The following is a 25,285-nucleotide window of genomic DNA, read 5'->3' on the forward strand; positions in this document are numbered from 1 at the left end:
CCTCTTAACCTTTAATTCCGCTGCTGGTCACGCCCTGTACGAAGTAGCGCTGTGCCAGGAAGAACACAATGATGGATGGCAGAATGGAGATGCTCGCCATTGCCAGAATTTCGTTCCACGGCGCCCCTTCAGTGACGTCGATGGACATTTTCAGTGCCAGTGCAATCGGGTACTTATCAACGCTGTAGACGTAGATCAGCGGGCCGATAAAGTCGTTCATGGACCACATGAACTGGAACAGGGCGACGGAGATAATCGCCGGCTTCAGAATCGGTACGACCACATACCACAGCACCTGGATGGAGTTACAGCCGTCAATCTGCGCTGCTTCTTCCATGTCACGCGGTACGCCGCGCAGGAACTGAATCAGCATGAAGACGAAGAACCCTTGCGTGGCGAAGGCCAGCGGCAGGTACAGCGGCATGTAGCTGTTCAGCATGCCCATTTCGCGGAACATCAGGTACTGAGGAATCAGCAGTACGGTGCTCGGCAGCAGCATGGTGGTGATGAGCGTGGCGAACCAGAATTTCTTCCACGGAATCTCGAAGCGGGCAAAGCCGTACGCCACGATGGTGGAGGAGATAATGGTCAGGATCACCTTAGGAATGACATACTTGAAGGTGTTCAGCATGTAATGACCGAAGGTGTACTCGGTACCGGTTTTCCAGCCGTTAATAAAGCCGTCCCAGGTCGCGTGTGCTGGCCACAGGCTCAGGGTGGTGAAGATCTCGTGGTTCGGTTTGAACGACGCCGAGAACATCCACGCCAGCGGGTAAAGCATTAACAAACCGACGATCAGCAGGATGGTATAGCGAACCCATGCGTTGATCTTCTCACGACGAAGGGTGCGGGCAACCTCACGTTCAGCGATGCTTTGAGCGTCGGAGATTTGTTGGATATCAGCCATTTTTGCCTCCCTTATCGGCGGAGTAGAACACCCAGTATTTTGAAGACTTAAAGGCGATGCCGGCGAAGACCGCAACGACCAGGAACAGTACCCATGCCAGCGCTGCGCCATAACCCATATCGAAGTACTTGAACGCTGTGTCGTAGATGTACAGCGAGAACAGGTACGTTGAGTAGGTTGGGCCACCGCCGGTGATGACGTACGGACCGGTGAACTCCTGGAATGCCTGGGTGGTCTGCATGATGAAGTTGAAGAAGATAACCGGCGTAATCAGTGGCACGGTCACTTTCATGAACATCTGCCATTTAGAGGCGCCGTCGATCATCGCCGCTTCGTACTGAGACTGTGGAACGTTTTGCAGCGCGGCCAGGAAGATAACCATCGCAGAGCCGAACTGCCATACGCGCAGCAGGGTAACGGACATCAGCGCCAGAGACGGCTCGCCCAGCCAGTTGACCGGATCGAAACCGAGAACGCCGATAAAGCTATTCAGCAGGCCGTCGATGGCGAACAGGGCGCGCCACAGAACGGCGATAGCCACGGAGCTACCGAGGATGGACGGAATATAGTAAGCCGTACGGAAGAAGCCGATACCGCGTAATTTAAAGTTAAGAACAAACGCAATCCCTAAAGCAAAAGCGAGTTTTAAAGGGATGGTCAAAAATACGTAGGCAAAGGTCACGCCCATGGATTTCCAGAAGAGGGTATCTTCGGTAAACATGTAGCGATAGTTTTCGATGCCATTAAACACCGGTGGACTCATCAAGTCATACTCAGTAAAACTGAGGAAGAAAGATGAAACGAACGGGAAGGCCGTGAAGATTATCAACCCGATTATATAGGGTGAAATCCAGGCCAAACCCAGCATTCTGTTTTCATTCATACATACCTACCTGGCGAACAAGTGTGTCAAACGGATTGGGTGTTGGTTACATCCCTCGCGCCTTCTGGCGCCAGAGCGTTTAAAGCGTTAACTTGGTGTCAGTCATGCAGCCTTTCCCTGTAAGTGAATGTAATTCAATAAAATTTAACGTAATCCTTTGGTCGGTGTTGTTGCGTTTTAAAATCTCATGCTTTGCGACAATCATTTTATAAAACACCGTTTTAAATTTATTTTATTGCGATTTGTTTCCACGTCATTCGATTAATCATGAAAATGTGATCGGAGTCGAAACGATGTTTCATTATAGTGACGGCGATGGCGTTTTTACCGCTCAGGCGGCATCGTTAGGGGCTTCTGGTATGGAAGTTGACAGGGGGTATTTAGATTGGAATAAACGATATAATTTACTGATTTAATCATTAATTCGCTAACTAATGTGTTGGTTAATTAAAAATAAAACCTCAGTAAACCCGATGAGGCTTTATCTTGGGTAAGCGGTGGAAATTTATATAATGAGGTTTTTGTGATGATGATCGCTAAATCATCACAATGCCCATTGGCATTAAATTATTGCAGCTCCGCATCAGATCGCCGGGAGCGATAAACATATTGTTATGCGCCCTCAGGGCTGTAAGCGGATGATATTTCTTAGCCGTCGTATCGAGGTTTAATAACGCCGCATGCGCTTGCGCAAAGTGGTAAATGGATTCGGCTAACGCGTCGGTCATCGGTGGTGTTGGCCGTGACACGTTTTCCATAAACGCATTGTGTAGTGCTTCGCACAGTGCTTCATCGCTGGCCTTTTCTACTTCTTCTGTCAGATCATATGCACCCACGGCGCGCCGGCGCTGCGCTGTCCACTCTATGGCTTTATCAAGCAGCGTTTCGCCAATCGCCGAATCGACCTGCGTAGCATGGCGGAACTGCAGACGAAAGGTGCTGCCGGCATCGTCAAAACACTGGGCAACAAACTGTGAACAGACCATCGGGTGTTGGTGTGGAGTCTGATGTTGTTGAATAAAGCGGGTGAGGGTGGCGGTCAGCTTTTGCAAAATCCGAATCACGACCTGCTGCCTGGCGCGGGTAATCGAGAATTTTTTATACATCAGTAACAGGCCAACCATATACAACCCGGCATGATCATAGGGTTCCTGATTATTCAGGTACTGACGCGCGGCATCAATCACCGGAGTCAGCACTCCTTGGCCGGTATGGCGATAGACATGAACGGTGCGCCCGCTAAAGCGAGGTGCTGCAGGGGTAGTGGCCACCTGCGGCGGCATTTTTTCAATAATGGTGGGCGGCAGCGTGTCGTAATACAGCGCTGTATGGCTCACCGGTGCGCCCGTCAGAAAGGTCATTGCCCAGGAAATAAAACTTTTCTTTTCGGCAGAGAAAAGCAGTACGTCCGCTGGATGTAGCTCATCAAGCGTTAGCAATTTCATAACAGTCCCTTTTATTAAATATGCTGGTACGGCAGTGACTTGCCAGAATAGCGTGATTTAATTACAGAGGGCTGTGATGAAAATCGACGTTAGATCTCATATGAAAGGGTGAATTTTTCGGCTGAGGCTTCAGTGATGAGAAAAGAACATGATGGCAACAACAGCCGCTTTTTGTCAGAAAAAGCGGCCGAGGTGCAGGGGATTATGCTTTCAGGAAATCCTGACGCATAGGGGTGAATGTATCGAGCAGGGTCCCGGCTTTCAGGCACACGCAGCCGTGCATAATGTTCGGCTGTTTGTACAGCGTATCGCCGGCGGCCACGACGTGTTTTTCGTCGCCGATGGTGAACTCAAACTCGCCGGACAGTACGTAGGTTAGCTGCTCGTGCGGGTGGTTGTGCATCGGGCCGATAGCGCCCTGTTCGAAGTTCACCTCAACCGCCATCATCTTGCCATCGTGTGCGAGAATGCGGCGGGTAACTCCATTGCCCAGATCTTCAAGAGTGGTTTCTTTATGAAAAATAAACATCCGGCAGTCCTGTTGTATGTTGAAACGGTGTTTCATTAAATTTATATCAGAAACGATCAAAAAGAAAACGCGAGCCGCAGATGTGGAAAGTTGATCACAACTTTGCTTCACTGGAGCGACGGTAACGAACAAGGAATCACTATGAAAACGATCGGTTTGTTGGGCGGCATGAGCTGGGAGTCTACGATTCCCTACTACCGCCTGATTAATGAAGGCGTAAAGCAGCGTCTTGGCGGCCTGCATTCGGCGCAGATTTTGCTGCACAGCGTAGATTTTCACGACATAGAACGCTGTCAGTCACAGGGCGACTGGCAGCAGGCGGGCGACATCCTCGCGCAGGCGGCGATCGGCCTCCAGCAGGCGGGAGCGGAAGGCATCGTCCTGTGTACGAATACGATGCATAAGGTGGCTGAAGCGATCGAAACCGCCTGCGATGTACCTTTCCTGCATATCGCGGATGCTACGGGCCGTGCCATTCAGCAACGACAGATGCGCCGCGTTGCGCTGTTGGGCACGCGCTACACCATGGAGCAGGATTTTTACCGCGGACGTTTGCAGCAGGCGTTTGGCATCAGCACGCTGATACCGCAGGCGGATGAAAGGCAGAAAATTAACCAGATTATTTTTGACGAGCTGTGCCTGGGAGAATTCAGCGCGGCATCGCGCGATTATTACCTCGGCGTGATTGACGCGCTGGCAAAGCAGGGCGCGGAAGGCGTTATCTTCGGCTGTACCGAAATTGGTCTGCTGGTGCCCGCAGAGCTCAGCCCGCTGCCGGTATTTGATACGGCGGCGATCCATGCGCAAGATGCGGTGGCGTTTATGCTGTCTTAGTCTCGCTAAGCACCGACTCCAGCGGGTCGGTAATGCGCGAGAGATGGGCCTGAAGATGCGCGGTAAAGGTATCCAGCAGCGCTGATGCCGGGCGATGCAGCGGGCGAATCAGACTGACCGTGAACGGTACGTCGACGCTAAAACGGCGAATCGCCACGCCGCTGTTGGCGTAATCCAGCGCCGTCAGCGGGTTAACCACCGAAATCCCCACGCCCGCTCTGACCATCGCGCAAATCGATGCGGCGCTGTGGGTCTCGACAACCATACGTCGCTTCACCTGATGTTCATTAAACAGGGCATCCAGCAGCTGGCGATAGCTGTCGGTGCGCGACAGGCTGATGTAGTTCTCGCCCTGGAAATCTGCGGGCGTCAACACCGTTTTGGCTGCCAGCGCATGCCCTTGCGGCAGGACGCACACTTCATTGAGCGTCAGCAGCGGCGTACGTTCGGTACCGGCTGGCGTGTGCAGCGTCTCGGTCAGACCGAGGTCGTGGCGCTGCGCTGACAGCCACTCTTCCAGCAGCGGCGACTCCTGGGGCACGATCTGAATATTGACCTGCGGATAGCGCGCCAGGAACGGCTGCAGCAGCAGCGGTAAAAAAGATTGTGAGAAAACCGGCAGGCAGACAATCGACAGCTCGCCCTGGCGAAATTCGCGCAGACTCTCGGCGGCGTTGACGATGCGGTCCAGCCCGTACCAGGAGCGCTGGACCTCTTCAAATAACCGCAGCCCCTGTACCGTAGGGTGCAGGCGCCCGCGGCTGCGTTCAAACAGCTTCAGGCCGAGAACCTGTTCAAAGCGCGCCAGTTCACGGCTGACCGTTGGCTGAGAGGTGTGTAGCATTCGCGCAGCTTCCGTTAGATTCCCCGCCGTCATGATGGCGTGAAAAATTTCAATGTGGCGTAGGTTTACGGCGGGCATCGGCGATCCTCACAGGCAATAGTCCATATCATTTTTGCATAGACTCGCGATAAAACGATATTTTTTATTCTCTTCGGGCTGTGGCGTAATCATGAAAAAGACCCATACCGGAGTTTGCTATGCCACGCCCGCTCAACAACACTGACACCGACCTGACCGCTGATAACCTGCTGCGCCTGCCTGCCGAATTCGGCTGTCCGGTGTGGGTTTACGATGCGCAAATCATTCGCACGCAGATTGCCAAACTCAACCAGTTTGACGTGGTGCGTTTTGCCCAGAAGGCATGTTCAAACATTCACATTCTGCGCCTGATGCGCGAACAGGGCGTGAAGGTGGACTCCGTGTCACTCGGCGAGATTGAGCGCGCGCTGGCGGCGGGCTTTGTGCCGGGGGAAGGGCGTGATGACATTGTCTTCACCGCCGACATGATTGACGAGGCGACGCTCGACCGCGTGCGCGAGCTGCACATTCCGGTGAACGCCGGATCGGTGGATATGCTGGAGCAGCTGGGCGGCGTTTCCCCGGGCCATCGCGTATGGCTGCGCGTTAACCCGGGCTTTGGCCACGGCCATAGCCAGAAAACCAACACCGGTGGTGAAAACAGCAAGCACGGTATCTGGTATAGCGACCTGCCTGCTGCGCTGGCGGTTATTCAGCGCTATCAGCTGAAGCTGGTGGGCATTCATATGCACATTGGCTCCGGCGTAGACTACGGCCACCTCGAGCAGGTTTGCGGCGCGATGGTGCGTCAGGTTATTGAATTTGGTCAGGATCTTGAAGCGATCTCCGCGGGCGGCGGGCTGTCTATCCCGTATCGTGAAGGGGAAGAGGCGATCAATACCGATCATTACTTTGGTCTGTGGAACGCGGCGCGCCAGCAGATCGCACAGCATCTGGGGCACCCAGTCGCGCTTGAGATTGAGCCGGGGCGTTTCCTGGTGGCCGAGTCTGGCGTGCTGGTGGCACAGGTGCGCAGCGTCAAAGCGATGGGCAGCCGTCATTTCGTGCTGATCGATGCGGGCTTTAACGATCTTATGCGTCCGGCAATGTACGGCAGCTATCACCATATTTCAGCGCTGGCGGGCGACGGACGCTCGCTGGAGCGGGCCGCGCAGATCGAAACCGTTGTGGCCGGGCCGCTGTGTGAATCCGGCGATGTCTTTACCCAGCAGGAAGGTGGCAAAGTCGAAACCCGTTTGCTGCCAGCGGTGGTTCCGGGTGATTACCTGGTGCTGCATGATACCGGCGCGTACGGTGCGTCAATGTCGTCAAACTACAACAGCCGTCCGCTGCTGCCGGAAGTGCTGTTTGATAACGGCGTGGCGCGGCTGATTCGTCGTCGACAGACGATAGAAGAACTGCTGGCGCTGGAATTGATTTGAGTCAGAGAAAAACGCCCGATGGCGCCATGGCCCTGTAGGCCGGATAAGGCGCTTGTGCCGCCATCCGGCAATGTGCATCAGGATGCCTGATGGCGCTGCGCTTATCAGGCCTACAGGCGCTTGCGCCGAACCGGTAAATTCGTTTCGGCGGGTTACTTAAAATAGGGCCCGGTGGTGACGGAATCACGTAATACCAGCGTGCCGGTAAACGGTGGAATGGTTTCAATCTCTTCGCCAGCGGCCAGCTTAATCGCCTGGTCGATGGCGGTGACGATCATATTGTCGATCGGCAGATAGACCGTCGACAGCCCCGGCTCCAGCCATTTGGCGCTAGGGGCATCATCAAAACCAAATAATGAAATATCCTGCGGGATCCGCAGCCCCGCCTGATGCAGCGCTTTCGATGCGCCCAGCGCCATATCGTCGTTACAGGCGAACAGGGCGCTAAACGTGACTTTCTCATTCAGCAGCGCGTTGCACATGTCATAGCCGCAGTTCATGGTGGAATCACCGTGCTTCACCTTTGCCGGATCCCATTTGATGCCGTTTTGTTCCAGCGCGCGACGGTAGCCCTGCAAACGCGCTTTGCCCGTCGGGGTGTGAATCGGTACGGTAATGCAGGCGATGTCACGGTGCCCCTGGGAAATCAGATACTCGACCGCCTGAAACGCGGCGTCCTGCTGTTCGAAGAAGACGCAGCGGTCGCGCGCCTGGCTTACGTCACGGTTAATCACGACGAGCGGCATCGGGGTACTGTTCACCAGAGCCATAATGGCTTTTTCGCTCATATGACGGGTATAGAGCACGATGGCGTCGCACTGGCGATCGGCCAGCATCTGGACCGCCTGTTCTTCGCGCTCCGGCGTATCGTGGCCGTCGGTGACGATCAGCTGCTTGCCCCAGGCCTCGGTCTGGCGAGACGCCTGCTGTAGCAGGCGGCCAAAGTAGAAGCCATCGAAGGTTGAAACCACCAGGCCAATGCTGTTGCTGGTGCGGTTGGCCAGCGAGCGCGCCAGAAAGTTAGGCCGGTAGCCTAGCTCCTCCATTGCTTTAAACACCTGCTTACGCGTGCTCTCTTTGACCTGACCCGTACCGTTCAGTACGCGGGAGACCGTTGCTTTCGACACGCCCGCGCGTATTGAGACATCCAGCATTGTTGCCATTGTTAATCCCTGAAACTCCGTGATGGCACGCAGTTTATCACAGACATTCATCGGTGATATGAACTCCGCTGCGGCTAAAAAACCCATCGCGATCACGCTTTTGTAGTTATTCGTGGCAAAAAATGCGCCGGCCACATGCGGCATACCAATAACCCTACATCTTTTGTTTTGGAATACCAAAATGGAGGTTGCGAGCTCAATCACAGAACTTTTTAGCAAGGGTGATTATTTTTGGTATACCAAAAGGTGTTTGGCTGTACACCGGATGCGCGATAAAGCCCTTAAACTTGAGGTACTTTCTATGGCATTGCAGGAAAAATTGATTGATTCGCTGGGGAGTTTCGCCACGAAATTCAACAGCTATCGCTATATTATGGCGATCAAACACGCTTTTATTACGCTGATGCCGGTGATCATCGTCGGCGCTTTCTCCGTACTGATCTCCAACATGGTGCTGGATCCTAAAAACGGCCTCGCCAGCTTCCAGTCGCTGTCGTTTCTGGCGGCGCTCAAGCCGATTACCGGCGCTATCAACTACGCCACGCTGAACTTCCTCAACATTGGCGCGGTGTTTCTGATAGGTATCGAACTGGGGCGTATTAACGGCATCAAGACGCTGTTTCCCGGCCTGCTGGCGGTCATTTGCTTTATCTGCGTCACGCCGACAACCGTACAGATGATGGTCGATGGCCAGATGCATGAGGTCAAGGATGTGCTGCTGCGTCAGTTCTCCGATACCCGTAGCCTGTTCCTTGGCATGTTTATCGCCATTCTGTCGGTCGAGATCTACTGCTGGCTGGAAACGCGCAACGGGCTGAAGATCAAAATGCCGGACACCGTGCCGCCGAACGTCGCCGCCTCGTTTTCCGCGCTGATCCCGGCGATCATTACCGTCACGGCGATCGCCACCTTCGGGTTTATCTTCCATCAACTCACCGGGATGTATCTGTACGACGCGGTCTATCAAGTGGTACAGCAGCCGCTGGAGCGGGTGATGCAGAGCCTGCCGGGGATTCTGCTGCTGATGTTCGTTGCGCAGATTTTCTGGGTGATTGGCATTCACGGCAACCAGATGATTAAGCCCATCCGCGAACCGCTGCTGCTGGGGGCGATTACCGTCAATATGAGCGCCTTTGAGCAGGGTAAAGAGGTGCCGAATATCATCACCATGCCGTTCTGGGATGTGTATATGAGCATTGGCGGATCGGGGCTGACGATCGGCCTGCTGATCGCGGTGATGATTGCCACCAAGCGCAAAGAGATGAAAGAGATCGCCAAGCTGTCGATCGGCCCGGGGATCTTTAACATCAACGAGCCGGTGATCTTCGGTATGCCGATCATGCTGAACCCGATCCTGGCGATTCCGTTCATCATTACGCCGCTGGTCACCGGCAGCATCGGCTACTTCGCTACCGTCACCGGGTTTGCCGGGAAGGCGGTGGTGATGGTGCCCTGGACGACGCCGCCGCTGATTAACGCCTGGCTTTCTACCGCCGGTTCGATGGGCGCGGTGGTCACCCAGCTTATTTGCATTGTGGTGGCGGTGCTGATTTACCTGCCGTTCGTCAAGATTGCTTCCCGCCGCGCAGAGCTCTCCGAGCGCCAGGCGACCAAAACGCCCGCTACCGATAACCTTTGAGGACGCTATGAGTACACAACGGATGACTATCCCCGATGATTTTATCCTCGGGGCCGCGGCTTCGGCCTGGCAGACGGAAGGCTGGAGTGGAAAGAAAGCGGGGCAGGATTCCTGGCCCGATCTCTGGTACAAGAACGATCGCCATGTCTGGCACAACGGCTATGGTCCGGCAATCGCCACTGACTTTATCAACCGCTTTCGTGAAGATGTCCAATTGATGAAGCTGGCGGGGCTCACCCATTATCGCACCTCGATCAACTGGTCGCGTTTTTTGACCGACTACGAGGCCGTCACGGTAGACGAAGAGTATGCCGCCTATTACGACCAGCTATTTGACGAACTGCTGGCCAACGGCATCGAACCGATGATCTGCCTTGAGCACTACGAGCTGCCGGGATACCTGTTGGAGCAGTACGGCGGCTGGGGCGCGAAAAAGGTAGTCGAACTGTACGTGCGCTACGTTGAGCAGGTGTTCGCCCGCTACCACCATAAGGTGGCGCGCTGGTTCACCTTTAACGAGCCGATTGTGGTGCAGACCCGCGTCTACCTGGACGCGCTGCGCTGGCCGTATGAGCAGAACACCGGCAAATGGATGCAGTGGAACCACCATAAGGTGCTGGCGACGGCGAAAGTGGTGCAGCTGTTCCGTGAGAAAGGCTATCGGGGAACGGTTGGCTGCATTCGTAATGCGAAGGTCGTAGGTTCGACTCCTATTATCGGCACCATTAAAATCAAATTGTTACGTAAGATCTTATCATTCTCCCACCAAAAAATTATCTTAATGTAACAGCTGGTGTAAGTAAATTCTATCAACGAAGATCAATCTTATCTACTGACCAAAAAGGCCTGATAGGGCTTCGCTCACTATACATCCTTGGCTGCAGGTTTAGTTGTACACTACTCCTAAATTTAATGTGTTGGCAATGTGTTCAATAAAGCTCGAACAAATTAGCTCATTATGATCGGTTAATACTTCAACTTCTGGTTGCATGATTGTTTGTCCGTAAAAAGATAACGCGCCTGCCGGGTAGTAGCAGGCGCATTACGCAATAGGTAAACAAGGGAGGAAGTTCAGAAATGTAAATCGGGAAGGTTGTACGCAATGTTCATCGTACTACGTTGTTACGGCTTTGCCGCAACAAGCCAGTTGCCTGCCGTGCTCGCAGAATGTCTACAGCCCGGAGATAAGGGGATTGTTCCTGCCAGTTAAATCCCTTCCTGTCGATACGCACCAGTTCGTATTTTTCCACCAGAAAATTCACGGCATCGGCTAGGGTGATACCGGCATCGATGTGTTCCTTAATCACAGCCTCATTGCAGAATGGCGTGTCGTTTATTGTCAGACCATAGTGCTGTTCCAGCAGACGTGTCAGTAACATTTGCCAGACAGCCACGGGTGACAGGCAGGGCTTCGCCGCCCGCTGAGTTGTTGCAGGTAAAGTTTTCATGTTTACTCTCGTGAAGGTAATTAACTCTGAGTGGGGTAAATGGCGATGTATACGTAGCCGCAACTGCCAAGAGTATCGGCTTCGCAGGTGAAACCGTTGTGGTACAGGGTGACGCAGTGGGCGTGTTGGGGACTGAGTTCACCGGTGGTTAGCATCGACTCCATATGGCGGATAAAGTGCGGGCATGTTTCATCCAGCTTCCGGCATTCGGTGTCACTGAACCTGCCGGTGATGCTGGCCCTGTCAGCCAGATAGTGCAGTCGGTTACCCTCCTGCACCAGACGGGCTCCCAGGCGCGGCGTGATAGCCCGCTGCAGGCCCCTGGTAGGGTTGCTCATTACAGTTCTCCACTATTGCCAGTTCAGGGTGATGCTCATCAGGCAGGTATAGGGCCCATTGCGGTCCTGGCGGCGTTCGGCGTATACCGCGAGGACTCCGGCGATATCCGGAACGTCCCTGCCGGTGTAATGACAGACGCTACCGTGCCACTGGTATTTGCCGGTGCAGTAGCGAAAGATCCGGGACTCAGGATGCTGGCGGTATATCGTCATTGCCCGGCGTTTACTGATAATTTTCATGTCATACCTCACAACAGACCGTGTTCTGCGAACGAATAGATTTGCCTGCCACCGACAATCAGATGGTCAGGGACACGGATATCCACCAGCTGAAGCACCTGAACCAGTCGCTGCGTGAGGGTTTTGTCGGCCTGGCTAGGTGTCGTCTCGCCGGAAGGATGGTTATGCGCGAGTATCACCGCCGCCGCGTTGAAGTGCAGAGCACGTTTGACCACCTCCCGGGGATGCACCTCGGTGCGGTTAATCGTGCCGGTGAAGAGCGTTTCATGGGCAATCAACTGATTCTGGTTGTCCAGATACAACACCCGGAACTCTTCCCGCTCAAGCGCGGCCATATGCAGTCGCAGCCATTCACGTACGGCGTGGGTAGAGGTGAAGGCTACGCCGGGCTCATGCAGGTGGCGGTCCAGAGCCCTGAGCGCTCGCTGAATGAGACGCCGGTCCTGTGGCGTCATCTCGCCGGGTAAAAAGGAAAGCTGTTTCATCTGTTGCTCCTTCGGTCAGTCGATAATACGCAGAATGGCGTGAGCCTCTGGATGTTGCATGGCATACTCCCGCAGGCGGTAATAGTGTGCGGTCATCGCGTCACATTCTGTACGGCAGGCATGGTGGCTATACGCAATCAGGCAGACAGCAATACCTGCTGCTTCTGCACTCATTTGGGCATCGTTACCGTTCAGGCAGTTAAACAGACGCCATGTCTCATCGTTGTCAGGCTCGGGGGACATAAATGCGCCGCCATTGCTGAGGGTGTAGAACGACCAGATACCACCGCTGTAGCCCTCACAGAAGCGGTCCATCCAGGCGAAGATATGCGGCTCCAGGAGTAGCCACTGCGGGATAGCGCCAAAGTACTGTGGCCAGAAATCGATACGCTGTTCATCGGGGACCGGCGTGACGGTCAGTTCAAATTCGGGTTGGTTAGCGGGTGCGAGGTCGTGCTGCGTCTGTGTTGTCATGGGTATGTCTCCGTCAATAAAAACGCCAGCGGCGATGGCTGGCGTATGGGGATATAAAGTGTGTTCGGGGAGGTGAATGCGGGTAAATGCTTCGCGATCAGCGGGTGGCCGTGTCTGTACGGATGCCTGAGGTGCGGATATAGCGGTTAAGACCTTCACCGGCATCCGGCTCAAAGTTCCATGCCCGCCAGACCATCCGGCCTTCAGTATCACGAACCACCAGACGGAAGTGACTGCCCTGGTCGTCTTCGAGTGTGATATTGCTGTACGTGGTAGTGACCGCTTGCGCTTGTCTCCGGGTGAAAGGCCCCGGTGGCAGCAACACGGATTGGGTCATTTTCGGGCTCCTGATAAAAGAAAACCCCGGCAGCCTGCTAGCTGTCGGGGTGGATTTGCTGGGGAAGATACTACTATCAGTCGTTGCTGCAGTCTCCGAGAGTGGACAGAACTTTCTCAGCGTTCTTCCGGTCCGCAGTGAAGGTCCCTGCTTTGTGGTCATTGACGTAGACGTCGAACTGCCCGGCCTCAGAGATATTGCTGATGAAGTCAAACCAGGCGTTATCGCCGTTACGCCAGCCCAGGCTGGACGGAATAATGTACTGCTGGTGATCCATCACTACGGTGATAGTAGTGTCGTCATCGTGCGAACTGACCATCTTGTCATCGGCAAGGGTAAGAAAGACTGAATGCTGATAGAAACCATTCTGGTCCGGGTTCCCTGTGCAGTTGATGGTAAACGTCTTTCCGCTGGCTTCGGTCACGCTGTATTCCGTATTGCCCTGACCGTAACCCTGCTGCCAGAACCCCGGGATAGCAGAGGCATTAAAGCTCGCGAGCAGTACACCCGCCAGCATAAACCGACTTAGTGAAAGTATTGTCATTCTTGTCTCCTTTGTCGTTGTTTTATTCCTGGTTCTCAGGGTTTGAGGGTATCAGCAGTCGCCCCATCAGTTTGCCGTCATGGGCGTACTCAAAGTATTTTTCTTTGGTATACGGGTCCGTCACCTCCTGGTATTCCAGTTTGATGTTATCGGCAATACACAGCGCATTCATCAGTGGCTGGACGGTTTTTTCCTGCATATCCACGAGGTAGTAGTAACGGCACTGTTGCAAAGTTAGCGATGAGGCAGCCTTTTGTCTTATTCAAAGGCCTTACATTTCAAAAACTCTGCTTACCAGGCGCATTTCGCCCAGGGGATCACCATAATAAAATGCTGAGGCCTGGCCTTTGCGTAGTGCACGCATCACCTCAATACCTTTGATGGTGGCGTAAGCCGTCTTCATGGATTTAAATCCCAGCGTGGCGCCGATTATCCGTTTCAGTTTGCCATGATCGCATTCAATCACGTTGTTCCGGTACTTAATCTGTCGGTGTTCAACGTCAGACGGGCACCGGCCTTCGCGTTTGAGCAGAGCAAGCGCGCGACCATAGGCGGGCGCTTTATCCGTGTTGATGAATCGCGGGATCTGCCACTTCTTCACGTTGTTGAGGATTTTACCCAGAAACCGGTATGCAGCTTTGCTGTTACGACGGGAGGAGAGATAAAAATCGACAGTGCGGCCCCGGCTGTCGACGGCCCGGTACAGATACGCCCAGCGGCCATTGACCTTCACGTAGGTTTCATCCATGTGCCACGGGCAAAGATCGGAAGGGTTACGCCAGTACCAGCGCAGCCGTTTTTCCATTTCAGGCGCATAACGCTGAACCCAGCGGTAAATCGTGGAGTGATCGACATTCACTCCGCGTTCAGCCAGCATCTCCTGCAGCTCACGGTAACTGATGCCGTATTTGCAGTACCAGCGTACGGCCCACAGAATGATGTCACGCTGAAAATGCCGGCCTTTGAATGGGTTCATGTGCAGCTCCATCAGCAAAAGGGGATGATAAGTTTATCACCACCGACTATTTGCAACAGTGCCCCGATAACAGATCTCGTTAATCAAAATATGATTCCTCATAAATAAGTCTGGAGGCACCAGTTATTTGTCAGGGACACCGGGGTCCGAAATAACCAGCTTCATTCACGGGTAATAAAATGAAAATCAAAGACTTTAGTGTGGGTATCAGGCTGGCTGGCAGCTTCAGCCTAATTCTGGTTCTTATCATGATCATGACAGTGACCGGAGTGGGGTACCTGAACTCTATGCTCACTTCCACCGAACGCGTGATGAATAATTATCTTCTGCAGGAGCGTATGGCGAATGAATGGCAGACCGGTATTGAATCAAACGGTGCGCTTGGACTGGTTCTGCTGACGTCGGGGGACCCGGATATCAGGACATATGCACAGCAGCGGATAGAGAAAACCCGTGCTCGCGTGGATATACTGCAGGATAAATTTAACAGGGAGCTTACTTCAGAGCAGGGTATTAAGCTGCTGAAAACCATTGGTGAAAAGCGTCAGGTGTATGCAGATACCCTGGTAAAAGCTCTTCAGATCAGTGAGCAGGGGGACCGTGAAGCCCTGAACCGCTTCATTCGGTCACAGCAATTACCGATCATAAATGACTACATGGCCAGTCTGCAGGCACTGGTGGAATACGAAAAAACAAGCATAGATAAAGCGGGTGAAGTTATCGCTGATAATGGTACGGCAGCCATACTGACACTGATCATCACTGGGTGTATGGCGCTTCTTCTGGGAGGTGTGCTGGCATGGCTGATCACCAGAAGCATTACCAGTCCGTTGATTTCAGCCGTCCGGATTGCCCGGGAAGTGGCGGAAGGTAACCTGTGTGTGGAGATTAAAGTGGACTCACAGGACCAGCTGGGGCAACTGATGCAGGCACTGCGTGATATGTGCGGGAGTCTGAGTAACACCGTCCGGGAAGTACGTCAGGGAGCGGACAATATTGCGCTGACTGCAGCAGAAATCAGCAGTGGTAATACAGACCTGTCAGCCCGCACCGAAGAGCAGGCTGCCGGTGTGGAACAGACGGCGGCCACTCTGGAACAACTGACGGCCACCATAAACAATACTGCCGGCAATACAGCACAGGTTTACCAGTTTGTGACAGAAACAACGGCCATTGTGAAACAGAATGGAGTGGTCATGAGTGAGGTGTCTTCCCGGATGCAGGAGATTTACGACACCTCGTCTGAAATGACAGCCATCATCCAGGTCATCGACGGGATTGCCTTCCAGACCAACATTCTCGCGCTTAATGCTGCCGTGGAAGCCGCACGCGCCGGCGAGTCCGGCCGTGGATTTGCGGTTGTGGCCGGAGAGGTTCGTAATCTGGCTCAGCGCAGTGCTTCTGCCGCGCGGGAAATAAAAGAGCTCATTGATGACTCCGTTTCCCGCATTGCATCCGGCCGTACCCTGGTTGAAAAAGCAGACAGGGAAATGGAGGATATCATCAGTAACGTCCAGAGCATGGAAGGGCTGATTGAGGAAATAGCCAAGGCCAGTCGTGAGCAGGGAGATGGTATTGCCCAGATTAACAGCGCCATGGGCCAGATAGACAGCACCACCCAACAAAATGCAGCTCTGGTGGAACAGTCTGCAGCCACTGCCGCTTCGTTGCAGAATCAGTCACGGATTCTGCAGGAGAAGGTGAGCGTATTTCGTCTCCGTGATAATAAAAAACGCGATGCTGAACGAAAAAATACCATAGTACCGACAATCAGCAACACCAGCCCGCAGAGTAAGGTTAAAGCGGTAAAGTCCGTTCGTGAAACGGAACAACACGCCAGCGAGAACTGGGAAACCTTCTGACCCCCGACAACAGCGGGATCCTGTCGTTCCCGTTTTGTCAGCCATAATCTCCCGGCATGGTGTTCGCACTGTGCCGGTTATTTACAGGCGACAGTAATAATGAGTGAAATAAATCCCCGTCAGGCTAAATATGCAGACATACATGCGAAACTGACCGACCGGATGCAGTCTGTCAGGGTCATCCTTGAACAGATGGAAGGACACGAGTACGCCGCAATCAGCACCTACATGAATAACATGGAAGCGATTGCCTGCTTTTACGAGGAGGCAGGGGAAAGTCTCAGTGAGCCAGACTTCCTGAACTACCTGAAACAAAACGACCTTAACCTGTTTATTGAAATTCTCTCTGTGGGACGCGCCATTTCACTGATGAAAAACCTGCTGGTGAATATAAGGTGGCTTGTAGTGGCACAGTAAATTTGGCCACCTGATTAAAGGTGATATTCTCACCTCAACACAAAACAGGTGACTTAATGAACAAGAAAACCAAACGTAGTTTCACCCCTGAGTTCAGGCTGGAATGTGCACAGCTGATTGTTGATAAGGGCTACTCATATCGACAGGCCAGTGAAGCGATGAATGTGGGTTCTACTACGCTTGAGAGCTGGGTACGCCAGCTCAGGAGAGAGCGCCAGGGGATTACGCCCTCTGCCACACCCATTACTCCAGACCAGCAACGTATCCGCGAGCTGGAAAAGCAGGTTCGCCGTCTGGAGGAGCAAAATACGATATTAAAAAAGGCTACTGTAGATTCAATTGGTCAACGCAACAGTTATGTGAAAACATGGGGTTGCGGAGGTTTTTTGAATGAGACGAACATTTACAGCAGAGGAAAAAGCCTCTGTTTTTGAACTATGGAAGAACGGAACAGGCTTCAGTGAAATAGCGAATATCCTGGGTTCAAAACCCGGAACGATCTTCACTATGTTAAGGGATACTGGCGGCATAAAACCCCATGAGCGTAAGCGGGCTGTAGCTCACCTGACACTGTCTGAGCGCGAGGAGATACGAGCTGGTTTGTCAGCCAAAATGAGCATTCGTGCGATAGCTACTGCGCTGAATCGCAGTCCTTCGACGATCTCACGTGAAGTTCAGCGTAATCGGGGCAGACGCTATTACAAAGCTGTTGATGCTAATAACCGAGCCAACAGAATGGCGAAAAGGCCAAAACCGTGCTTACTGGATCAAAATTTACCATTGCGAAAGCTTGTTCTGGAAAAGCTGGAGATGAAATGGTCTCCAGAGCAAATATCAGGATGGTTAAGGCGAACAAAACCACGTCAAAAAACGCTGCGAATATCACCTGAGACAATTTATAAAACGCTGTACTTTCGTAGCCGTGAAGCGCTACACCACCTGAATATACAGCATCTGCGACGGTCGCATAGCCTTCGCCATGGCAGGCGTCATACCCGCAAAGGCGAAAGAGGTACGATTAACATAGTGAACGGAACACCAATTCACGAACGTTCCCGAAATATCGATAACAGACGCTCTCTGGGGCATTGGGAGGGCGATTTAGTCTCAGGTACAAAAAACTCTCATATAGCCACACTTGTAGACCGAAAATCACGTTATACGATCATCCTTAGACTCAGGGGCAAAGATTCTGTCTCAGTAAATCAGGCTCTTACCGACAAATTCCTGAGTTTACCGTCAGAACTCAGAAAATCACTGACATGGGACAGAGGAATGGAACTGGCCAGACATCTAGAATTTACTGTCAGCACCGGCGTTAAAGTTTACTTCTGCGATCCTCAGAGTCCTTGGCAGCGGGGAACAAATGAGAACACAAATGGGCTAATTCGGCAGTACTTTCCTAAAAAGACATGTCTTGCCCAATATACTCAACATGAACTAGATCTGGTTGCTGCTCAGCTAAACAACAGACCGAGAAAGACACTGAAGTTCAAAACACCGAAAGAGATAATTGAAAGGGGTGTTGCATTGACAGATTGAATCTACAACCGCGCTCTTGATGTCAGACTCCCTGAACAGTTCTCGATAATCGGGAAACTCAGAGCGCATTATCCTGTGGCCACACTCTGCCATGTGTTCGGGGTTCATCGCAGCAGCTACAGATACTGGAAAAACCGTCCTGAAAAACCAGACGGCAGACGGGCTGTATTACGCAGTCAGGTACTTGAGCTACATGGCATCAGCCACGGTTCGGCCGGAGGAAGAAGCATTGCCACAATGGCAACCCGGAGAGGCTACCAGATGGGACGCTGGCTTGCTGGCAGGCTCATGAAAGAGCTGGGGCTGGTCAGCTGTCAGCAGCCGACTCACCGGTATAAACGTGGTGGTCATGAACATGTTGCTATCCCTAACTACCTTGAACGGCAGTTCGCCGTGACCGAGCCAAATCAGGTGTGGTGCGGTGATGTGACCTATAGTGTGCCCGGAGTTCAGGGCGGGCATGGATGCTTAAATGAACCGCGAGTCTGTCTGGAATATTGAACCGGTAACTCACGATGAGAAACCCAACAATCCCACCGGGTGTGACGGTGGAGAACCTGAGCGGCAGTGACCTGCGGCATGCCCGCAGGGTGATGTAACCCGCTGACAACGGGGATTGAGGCGAGATCACTAAGCCGAGATGATCCTCAAGGTTAAGTACTGAAAGGCTGAAGAACATGAACCCGTTAATCCGCCTCTGTGGGTTGAAAACGTCACCACGGCCTACGTGATCTGACAGGCCGTGCAGGAGGAACTGGCAGTGATACGTAAGCACTGCCGGTCGAAGGTGTTTTGACATGTATGCGAAACACCGGGGCAGCAGCGTCTATCACGCTTGCGTTGCTGACCTCTGCCAACTTGCGGCAAGCAAGGATAAAGAGTGCGACGGGCAGCCTCCTCAGTATGCCTGAGTCCAGGCAGGTAAACCGGGGAAGGTCAGCGACGGATGTTAAGGGGGCATGGCTCCGATGACGCGCTGGCTGGCGGAGCTTCCGTAGTAGTCCGCGATGGGGAAAGCCCATTACATGGCGAAGGGAAGCAGTTTGAATGTGTTTGCGACGTGAATTAACTGACCTAACGAGGTGAAGACCTTTGATAATCAGCGAAATGCAACGCAAGCTTGCCACATGGGCAGTCACCGATCCGTCCCTACGGATTCAACGGCTGCTGCGTCTGATAACACAACCAGAATGGCTGGCTGAAGCGGCGCGGATCACGCTTTCATCAAAGGGGGCCCATACCCCCGGCGTTGATGGCGTGAACAAAACAATGCTACAGGCCAGACTGGCTGTTGAGCTGCAAATCCTCAGGGATGAATTACTCTCAGGCCACTACCAGCCCTTGCCCGCCAGACGGGTTTACATCCCTAAAAGCAACGGCAAACTGCGACCACTGGGTATCCCCGCGTTGCGGGATCGTATTGTTCAGCGGGCCATGCTGATGGCGATGGAGCCGATATGGGAGAGTGATTTTCATACGCTCTCATATGGCTTCCGGCCTGAGCGCAGTGTCCACCACGCGATCCGCACGGTGAAATTACAGCTCACAGACTGTGGTGAAACCCGGGGACGCTGGGTGATTGAAGGCGACCTGTCCAGTTACTTCGACACCGTACATCATCGACTGCTGATGAAGGCTGTACGCCGCAGGATCAGTGACGCACGTTTCATGACTCTGCTGTGGAAAACCATCAAGGCGGGACATATCGATGTCGGTCTCTTTCGGGCGGCCAGTGAAGGTGTGCCACAGGGCGGTGTTATATCGCCGCTATTATCGAACATCATGCTGAATGAGTTCGATCAATACCTGCATGAGCGCTACCTGAGCGGGAAAGCCAGAAAAGATCGGTGGTACTGGAATAACAGTATCCAACGGGGCCGAAGTACGGCGGTCAGAGAAAACTGGCAGTGGAAACCCGCGGTGGCGTACTGCCGCTATGCCGATGATTTTGTCCTCATCGTCAAAGGCACCAAAGCACAGGCGGAAGCCATCAGGGAGGAGTGTCGGGGTGTGCTCGAAGGCAGTCTGAAACTCAGGCTGAACATGGATAAGACTAAAATCACCCATGTTAATGACGGCTTTATCTTTCTGGGGCACAGGATCATTCGCAAACGCAGTCGTTATGGCGAGATGCGAGTGGTCTCAACGATCCCGCAGGAGAAAGCCAGAAACTTCGCCGCATCGCTGACAGCACTGTTATCAGGCAACTACAGTGAAAGCAAAGTCGATATGGCTGAACAACTCAACCGAAAACTGAAAGGCTGGGCCATGTTCTATCAGTTCGTTGATTTTAAGGCCAAAGTCTTCAGTTATATCGACCGTGTCGTGTTCTGGAAGCTGGCTCACTGGCTGGCCCGCAAATACCGTACAGGTATCGCTTCCCTGATGAGGTGGTGGTGTAAATCACCGAAACCGGGTCAGAGCAAAACGTGGGTTTTATTTGGTAAAACCAATCACGGCAAGCTCAGCGGCGAAATACTGTACCGGTTGGTGGGGCAAGGCAAGAAGCTGTTCCGCTGGCGGCTACCCGAAGGTAATCCCTATCTGAGGACGGAGACCAGAAACACGTATACATCGCGCTTTACAGAAGTGGCAATGGCGTTCGCCAGCATTTAAATGGAGAGCCGGATGCGCTGAAAGGTGCACGTCCGGTTCGGGGAGGAGAGGCAGGGAAATAGTCCGACTACGCCCTGCCTCTTACTCTACTCTGGACAGGCAAGCGTTGGGCTTACCTTGCTGTTGTTCTCGATCTGTTCGCAAGGAAACCTGAGGGTTGGGCAATGTCATTCTCACCGGACAGCAAGCTGACATCAAAGCGCTGGAAATTGCGTGGGAAGCTTGCGGTAAACCCGCCGGAGTGATGTTCCACAGTGACAGTAATAATGCCGGTGTCAGTCTTTACCACCACTCAGTTTGCCGTTTAACCCGATTGGTGTGATTACTGATGCAGTGAAGACCTTTCCGCATCACATCACTACAAATATTGATTTTTGATTGTTGGATTCGCACCAGATTTCACCTCTGTAGGGTATTCAAAAATGCTCAGTTATTACTGATGCCTAAACTGCAGCGTTGCGGGCAGGTAGCGTTGTAGCGTTTCGGGCGTATCGCCCTCGATCAATTGGCTTATCAGATCATAGCAGTGCCAGGCCAACTGGCGGTTATCCTGCTGTACGGTATCGATACGCAGCGACAGCGAATCATAAAGATAGTGATCGTCAAAGCTCGTCAGATGGATATCTGAGTCGAGTAAATGGTGCTGGCTCATATAGCGCAGTACCCCTTCGAGCAGTCCACAGGCGGCAGTGAACAGCGCCTTAGGCGGCCGCCCAAGTCGCGCGCAGAGTGCGGCGAACATCTCATAGCCTGAGCTCGGGTGGTAGTTACCGTTAATCACCCATTCCGGGCGCAGTGCAATACCCGCCTGAGCCAAACCCTGCGTGAAGCCGGTCAGACGATCGCGTGAAGGCGACAGACGCGACTGACCGCCTAAAAACCAGAACTCATCGCTATGCTTAGGTGCAATGCGGGAAATCAGTTCCGCCGTTGGGGTAATCGAATCAGTCATCACCAGCGGCAGCAGGCTTTCATTAGGACAACGGTCAAACAGCACTACTGGCAGTTGTTGGCTGAGCTTAAGATAGTCGGCATCGTTGTGCATACATGAAGCGACGATCAGACCGTCAACCTGGCGGGAAATCATGTTATTGACCACCACGCTCTCCTGACCGGGGTTTTCATCAGTACAAGAGATCAATAGCTGGACGCCTGCTTCGCGGCACAGCATTTCCAGCTCATGTGAAAAGACCGCAAAGCCGTGGTTGGTGATCTCCGGCACCACCAGTCCGATGGTGTGGCTGCGGTTGTCGCGCAGCGAGCGGGCGTGAATGCTTGGCTGATAGTGCTGCTCACGGGCAATCGCCAGTACTCGCTCACGCGTTTCCTGCGCCACACGCAGCTCCTTACCACGACCGTTCAGTACTAGGCTGGCGGTCGCTTTTGAGACGCCAGCCTGTTCGGCGATATCTTTAATGGTTACGCGTTTAGTTTTCATTACGACGCCATGAGCTTGAGGCAAAACGCTTATTCTACCATGCAAGTTCGCAGCGGCCAGTAGCAGAATGCGTCCGGTGTGATGCCAGAGAACATTAGCTGCCCTGAACAGGCCGGGAAGTAGCGGCAGCTCATCACTCCTTCGCCGCCGTTGATGAAAATCTCCACGCTAGACTGGTCGATGAAAATATGCAGCGAGCGGACGTCTCCGCGCCAGTAACGATAATGCTTCTCATCGCTGGCCAGACTGGGTCGGGCCAGGCGGATCCCGCTGGCATCGCGTTCAAGGATTAATGCGCCGTCAAAATCGAGGCTCAAAATATCGTCCCCAGTGGTTTGTAGAACGATTTCCATCGGTGCCAGCGGCAGGGAGTTCCCTGCCCAGCCGTGCGCTTCGCCGCGCAGGGCGCTCAGCTCTCGTAGAGGACGTTGGTATAGCTGACCATCGATAAACTCCAGCTCACGCAGGCAGGTCATCTGATGGATCCAGCCGTTGGTGAGGGTCGGTTGAAGCATCTCTTCGCCCTCCGGCACGCCCATCCAGCCGACCAGCAGACGGCGGCCATCACTGGTAAGCATGGTTTGCGGGGCGTAGAACTCAAACCCTGCGTCCAATTCGTGCAGTTCGCCATGCTCGAAGGCCGCGCGGTGGTAGTCGAAATCGCCGCTCATCCACACTGCCGGGTAGGTGTTGAGATAGCGCTCTTTCTCACGAGGCACGCCCTGCGGGCAGCAAATCAGGACATGCTGGTCGCCGAGGGCAAACAGGTCCGGGCATTCCCACATATAGCCCGCGTCGTCCAGGCCATTGATGCCATAACCGGCGATTTCGCCCTGACTCGTCCACTCATGAAGGTCCGCTGAGCTGAATAACAACACCTTGCCACGCTTTTGCAAATCCTGTGCGCCCAGCACCATGTACCAGCGACCTTCGTGCTGCCAGACTTTCGGGTCACGCACGTGGCCGGTATAGCCCTCCGGCAGCGGTAATACCGGGCCGAGTTTGGTAAACGTGCCGTCGGCATTTTCCGTCGCCAGGCACTGCCACGCGGTTCGGCTGCCGTCGTCAAATTTTACGTTGCCGGTATAGCACAGGGTGAGCGTGCCCTGACTATCCACGGCGCTTCCGGAGTAGCAGCCGTTGCGGTCATACTCTTCATCCGGCATGAGCGCGATCGGCTCATGTTGCCAGTGCAGCAGGTCGGCAGAGCTCCAGTGCCCCCAGCACTTGAACTTATGATCGCAGGCGAGCGGGTTCCACTGATAAAACAGGTGATAACGTCCGGCAAATTCAATAAAGCCGTTGGGATCGTTCATCAGCCCGGTCACCGGCGCATGGTGCCAGCGGGGATAGTGGCTGTCGGCCAGCGCGCGCGGCTGGCCCTGCATAACAGCCTGCAAAATCGCAGGCAGGCGTGATGGATGTGACATTATTCAGCGTCCGTTTTGTATTTCAGTACCAGGGAGACGACAAAGGCGACGCCAAAGGCGATAACCATCCCGATAATGTAGTTCAGCAGCGAGCTGGCCTGCACGATAGCCATGCCAGGGATAGCCGTCAGGCCCACCGCGGTCATGTAAACATGCATGGATACCACCCACGCGCCGCCCACCGCGCCGCCAATCAGGGCTGCGATAAACGGTTTTACAAAGCGTAAGTTAATACCAAAAATCGCCGCTTCGGTGATGCCGAGCATGGCAGAAAACGCCGAGGGCAGGGTAATGGCTTTGATTTTGGCATCTTTCGTTTTGAACCACACCGCCAGACAAGCACCGCCCTGAGCGACGTTGGCCATCGCCCAAATCGGCAGCAGGAAGTTGACGCCGATGGATGGGTTGCCCAGCAGTCCCGCTTCGATGGCGTGGAAGCTGTGGTGAATACCGGTAATGACGATAACCGAATAGAGACCGCCAAACAGCAGTCCGGCCAGCCAACCGGCGTGGGTAATCAGGGTGCTAAGGACAAACGAAATACCGTCGCCAAGCGCGCGACCAGCCGGGCCGATAATCAGCAGGGCGATAAAACCGGAAATGATCACCGTCAGGAACGGCGTCAGGATCAGATCCAGTGCATCGGGGATCACGCGACGCAGCTGTTTCTCAACGATGCTCATAAACCACACCGCCAGCAGCACCGGGAACACCGTGCCCTGATAGCCGATCATGGCAATCTCAAGGCCGAAGAAGTTCATGGTGTGGAAACCGGCGGCCACACCCCAGGCGTTGGTGAGCGCCGGGTGAGTCAGGATGCCGCCAAGCGTCGCGCCAAGATAAGGATTACCACCGAACTCGCGGGCGGCGGTGAAGCCAATCAGGATCGGCAGAATAATAAACGCCGCTGAGCTGCACATATCCAGCATGATGTAGATGGCGTTACCCGGGTCGACCCAGCCGTACGTTTTAACCATCCCCAGAAGGCCCATCAACAGGCCGGAGGCGACGATAGCCGGGATGATCGGCACAAAGATGTTCGACAACAGGCGGGCAATGCGCTGGAAAGGATTCAGTTTTTTCGCCGCAATGTCGGCAGCTTCCGATTTGCTGGATTCGCCAATCCCTGCCGCCTGGATAAAGGCGGCGTAGACTTTGTTCACCACCCCGGTGCCGAAGATAATCTGCATCTGTCCGGCGTTACGGAAACAGCCCTTCACCCCATCAATTTTGCCGATGGCCTGCTGATCGGCCAGTGAGTCATCGACCAGCACCAGGCGCAGGCGTGTGGCACAGTGCGCGGCGCTGGCGATATTTTCCTTGCCTCCCAGAAGCGGAAGTAGCGAGCGGGAAATCTGTTCAAAATCCATAGTACCCTCTGAATGCGTATTGATTTTCGAGTTGTCGTCCCGTGGTAGCCGGAGCGCATTCTCT

The 25,285-nt window shown here is 53.7% G+C and carries 24 protein-coding genes and 5 pseudogenes; 11 read left to right on the top strand and 18 right to left on the bottom strand.

Features of this window, described 5'->3' with window-relative positions; translation table 11 throughout:
* Positions 1–4 precede the first annotated feature (4 nt).
* The 4 genes from H7R58_RS04860 to H7R58_RS04875 form a co-directional block, all read right to left on the bottom strand.
* The gene (locus H7R58_RS04860) at positions 5–907 is read right to left on the bottom strand and encodes a carbohydrate ABC transporter permease (RefSeq protein WP_106925888.1); all 903 of its coding nucleotides are present in this window, start codon (positions 905–907) and stop codon (positions 5–7) included.
* Complete coding sequence (locus H7R58_RS04865) at positions 900–1,790, bottom strand: carbohydrate ABC transporter permease (protein WP_035893990.1); 891 nt, start codon at positions 1,788–1,790, stop codon at positions 900–902. Before H7R58_RS04865 ends, H7R58_RS04860 begins: the two co-directional genes overlap by 8 nt.
* A gap of 536 nt (positions 1,791–2,326) precedes the next feature.
* Positions 2,327–3,235, bottom strand: a complete 909-nt coding sequence (locus H7R58_RS04870; RefSeq protein ID WP_106925890.1) for a hypothetical protein — start codon at positions 3,233–3,235, stop codon at positions 2,327–2,329.
* A 202-nt stretch (positions 3,236–3,437) separates the two neighbouring features.
* Positions 3,438–3,764, bottom strand: coding sequence for a cupin domain-containing protein (locus tag H7R58_RS04875; RefSeq protein WP_106925892.1), 327 nt, complete (start codon positions 3,762–3,764; stop codon positions 3,438–3,440).
* A 141-nt stretch (positions 3,765–3,905) separates the two neighbouring features.
* Between H7R58_RS04875 and H7R58_RS04880 the strand changes: the two genes are divergently transcribed.
* A complete protein-coding gene (locus H7R58_RS04880; protein WP_182930080.1) occupies positions 3,906–4,598 on the top strand; it encodes an aspartate/glutamate racemase in 693 nt (230 codons plus the stop codon).
* Here the strand turns inward: H7R58_RS04880 and H7R58_RS04885 are convergent.
* Positions 4,585–5,520, bottom strand: coding sequence for a LysR family transcriptional regulator (locus H7R58_RS04885; RefSeq protein ID WP_182930081.1), 936 nt, complete (start codon positions 5,518–5,520; stop codon positions 4,585–4,587). The genes H7R58_RS04880 and H7R58_RS04885 overlap by 14 nt on opposite strands.
* A gap of 119 nt (positions 5,521–5,639) precedes the next feature.
* On the opposite strand from H7R58_RS04885, the gene lysA reads away from it, so the two are divergent.
* The gene (gene lysA / locus H7R58_RS04890) at positions 5,640–6,902 is read left to right on the top strand and encodes a diaminopimelate decarboxylase (protein WP_106925898.1); all 1,263 of its coding nucleotides are present in this window, start codon (positions 5,640–5,642) and stop codon (positions 6,900–6,902) included.
* Positions 6,903–7,054: 152 nt separating this feature from the next.
* Here lysA and H7R58_RS04895 read toward each other — a convergent pair whose 3' ends face one another.
* Positions 7,055–8,056: a LacI family DNA-binding transcriptional regulator gene (locus H7R58_RS04895; RefSeq protein WP_182928677.1), complete on the bottom strand. Its 1,002-nt coding sequence runs from the start codon at positions 8,054–8,056 to the stop codon at positions 7,055–7,057.
* A gap of 310 nt (positions 8,057–8,366) precedes the next feature.
* Here H7R58_RS04895 and H7R58_RS04900 point away from each other — a divergent pair, with 310 nt between their 5' ends.
* Together H7R58_RS04900 and H7R58_RS04905 are read left to right on the top strand one after the other, a co-directional pair.
* A complete protein-coding gene (locus tag H7R58_RS04900; protein ID WP_106926115.1) occupies positions 8,367–9,704 on the top strand; it encodes a PTS sugar transporter subunit IIC in 1,338 nt (445 codons plus the stop codon).
* A 7-nt stretch (positions 9,705–9,711) separates the two neighbouring features.
* Positions 9,712–10,401, top strand: a pseudogene (locus H7R58_RS04905) (glycoside hydrolase family 1 protein); the annotation flags it as partial.
* Positions 10,402–10,810: 409 nt separating this feature from the next.
* Here H7R58_RS04905 and ykfI read toward each other — a convergent pair.
* The 9 genes and pseudogenes from ykfI to H7R58_RS04950 form a co-directional block, all read right to left on the bottom strand.
* Positions 10,811–11,152: a type IV toxin-antitoxin system toxin YkfI gene (gene ykfI / locus H7R58_RS04910; RefSeq protein ID WP_008324514.1), complete on the bottom strand. Its 342-nt coding sequence runs from the start codon at positions 11,150–11,152 to the stop codon at positions 10,811–10,813.
* 20 nt (positions 11,153–11,172) lie between these two features.
* Positions 11,173–11,490, bottom strand: a complete 318-nt coding sequence (locus H7R58_RS04915; protein WP_008324516.1) for a type IV toxin-antitoxin system YeeU family antitoxin — start codon at positions 11,488–11,490, stop codon at positions 11,173–11,175.
* Positions 11,491–11,502: 12 nt separating this feature from the next.
* Positions 11,503–11,730, bottom strand: a complete 228-nt coding sequence (locus H7R58_RS04920) for a DUF987 domain-containing protein (RefSeq protein WP_008324517.1) — start codon at positions 11,728–11,730, stop codon at positions 11,503–11,505.
* An 8-nt stretch (positions 11,731–11,738) separates the two neighbouring features.
* Complete coding sequence (locus H7R58_RS04925; RefSeq protein WP_000811693.1) at positions 11,739–12,215, bottom strand: JAB domain-containing protein; 477 nt, start codon at positions 12,213–12,215, stop codon at positions 11,739–11,741.
* A 15-nt stretch (positions 12,216–12,230) separates the two neighbouring features.
* Entirely contained in the window at positions 12,231–12,689 is a 459-nt protein-coding gene (locus H7R58_RS04930) for an antirestriction protein (protein WP_000211838.1), read from the bottom strand.
* 97 nt (positions 12,690–12,786) lie between these two features.
* The gene (locus H7R58_RS04935; protein WP_000194654.1) at positions 12,787–13,026 is read right to left on the bottom strand and encodes a DUF905 domain-containing protein; all 240 of its coding nucleotides are present in this window, start codon (positions 13,024–13,026) and stop codon (positions 12,787–12,789) included.
* A 76-nt stretch (positions 13,027–13,102) separates the two neighbouring features.
* A complete protein-coding gene (gene ykfB, locus H7R58_RS04940; protein ID WP_001547765.1) occupies positions 13,103–13,570 on the bottom strand; it encodes a protein YkfB in 468 nt (155 codons plus the stop codon).
* Positions 13,571–13,592: 22 nt separating this feature from the next.
* A pseudogene (locus H7R58_RS04945) lies at positions 13,593–13,787 on the bottom strand (YfjS/YafY family lipoprotein); the annotation flags it as partial.
* Between the two features lie 54 nt (positions 13,788–13,841).
* Positions 13,842–14,546, bottom strand: coding sequence for an IS6-like element IS26 family transposase (locus tag H7R58_RS04950; RefSeq protein WP_001067855.1), 705 nt, complete (start codon positions 14,544–14,546; stop codon positions 13,842–13,844).
* A gap of 179 nt (positions 14,547–14,725) precedes the next feature.
* Here H7R58_RS04950 and H7R58_RS04955 point away from each other — a divergent pair, with 179 nt between their 5' ends.
* From H7R58_RS04955 to H7R58_RS25250, 7 genes and pseudogenes are all read left to right on the top strand, one after another.
* Positions 14,726–16,408, top strand: a complete 1,683-nt coding sequence (locus H7R58_RS04955; protein ID WP_103283513.1) for a methyl-accepting chemotaxis protein — start codon at positions 14,726–14,728, stop codon at positions 16,406–16,408.
* Between the two features lie 99 nt (positions 16,409–16,507).
* A complete protein-coding gene (locus tag H7R58_RS04960; protein WP_086550888.1) occupies positions 16,508–16,825 on the top strand; it encodes a hypothetical protein in 318 nt (105 codons plus the stop codon).
* 20 nt (positions 16,826–16,845) lie between these two features.
* Positions 16,846–17,148, top strand: a pseudogene (locus H7R58_RS04965) (transposase); the annotation flags it as partial.
* 67 nt (positions 17,149–17,215) lie between these two features.
* Positions 17,216–18,367, top strand: coding sequence for an IS30-like element IS30 family transposase (locus H7R58_RS04970; RefSeq protein WP_001254932.1), 1,152 nt, complete (start codon positions 17,216–17,218; stop codon positions 18,365–18,367).
* 9 nt (positions 18,368–18,376) lie between these two features.
* A pseudogene (locus tag H7R58_RS04975) lies at positions 18,377–18,802 on the top strand (IS3 family transposase); the annotation flags it as partial.
* A 672-nt stretch (positions 18,803–19,474) separates the two neighbouring features.
* A complete protein-coding gene (ltrA, locus tag H7R58_RS04980; RefSeq protein ID WP_001189123.1) occupies positions 19,475–20,983 on the top strand; it encodes a group II intron reverse transcriptase/maturase in 1,509 nt (502 codons plus the stop codon).
* Positions 20,984–21,063: 80 nt separating this feature from the next.
* Positions 21,064–21,251, top strand: a pseudogene (locus H7R58_RS25250) (DDE-type integrase/transposase/recombinase); the annotation flags it as partial.
* A gap of 165 nt (positions 21,252–21,416) precedes the next feature.
* Here the strand turns inward: H7R58_RS25250 and H7R58_RS04990 are convergent.
* Genes H7R58_RS04990 through H7R58_RS05000 form a run of 3 tightly spaced genes read right to left on the bottom strand, consistent with a single transcriptional unit; the run spans position 21,417 to position 25,221 of the window.
* On the bottom strand, positions 21,417–22,421 hold the full coding sequence (locus H7R58_RS04990; RefSeq protein ID WP_003029591.1) for a LacI family DNA-binding transcriptional regulator: 1,005 nt from the start codon (positions 22,419–22,421) through the stop codon (positions 21,417–21,419).
* A 29-nt stretch (positions 22,422–22,450) separates the two neighbouring features.
* Positions 22,451–23,851, bottom strand: coding sequence for a sucrose-6-phosphate hydrolase (locus H7R58_RS04995; protein ID WP_003029589.1), 1,401 nt, complete (start codon positions 23,849–23,851; stop codon positions 22,451–22,453).
* Positions 23,851–25,221 (bottom strand): sucrose-specific PTS transporter subunit IIBC, encoded by a 1,371-nt coding sequence (locus H7R58_RS05000; RefSeq protein WP_000345204.1) that lies wholly within the window; start codon positions 25,219–25,221, stop codon positions 23,851–23,853. Before H7R58_RS05000 ends, H7R58_RS04995 begins: the two co-directional genes overlap by 1 nt.
* Positions 25,222–25,285 lie beyond the last annotated feature (64 nt).

Origin of the sequence: Klebsiella sp. WP4-W18-ESBL-05 (assembly GCF_014169075.1) — a bacterium.
Classification (GTDB): domain Bacteria; phylum Pseudomonadota; class Gammaproteobacteria; order Enterobacterales; family Enterobacteriaceae; genus Kluyvera; species Kluyvera ascorbata_B.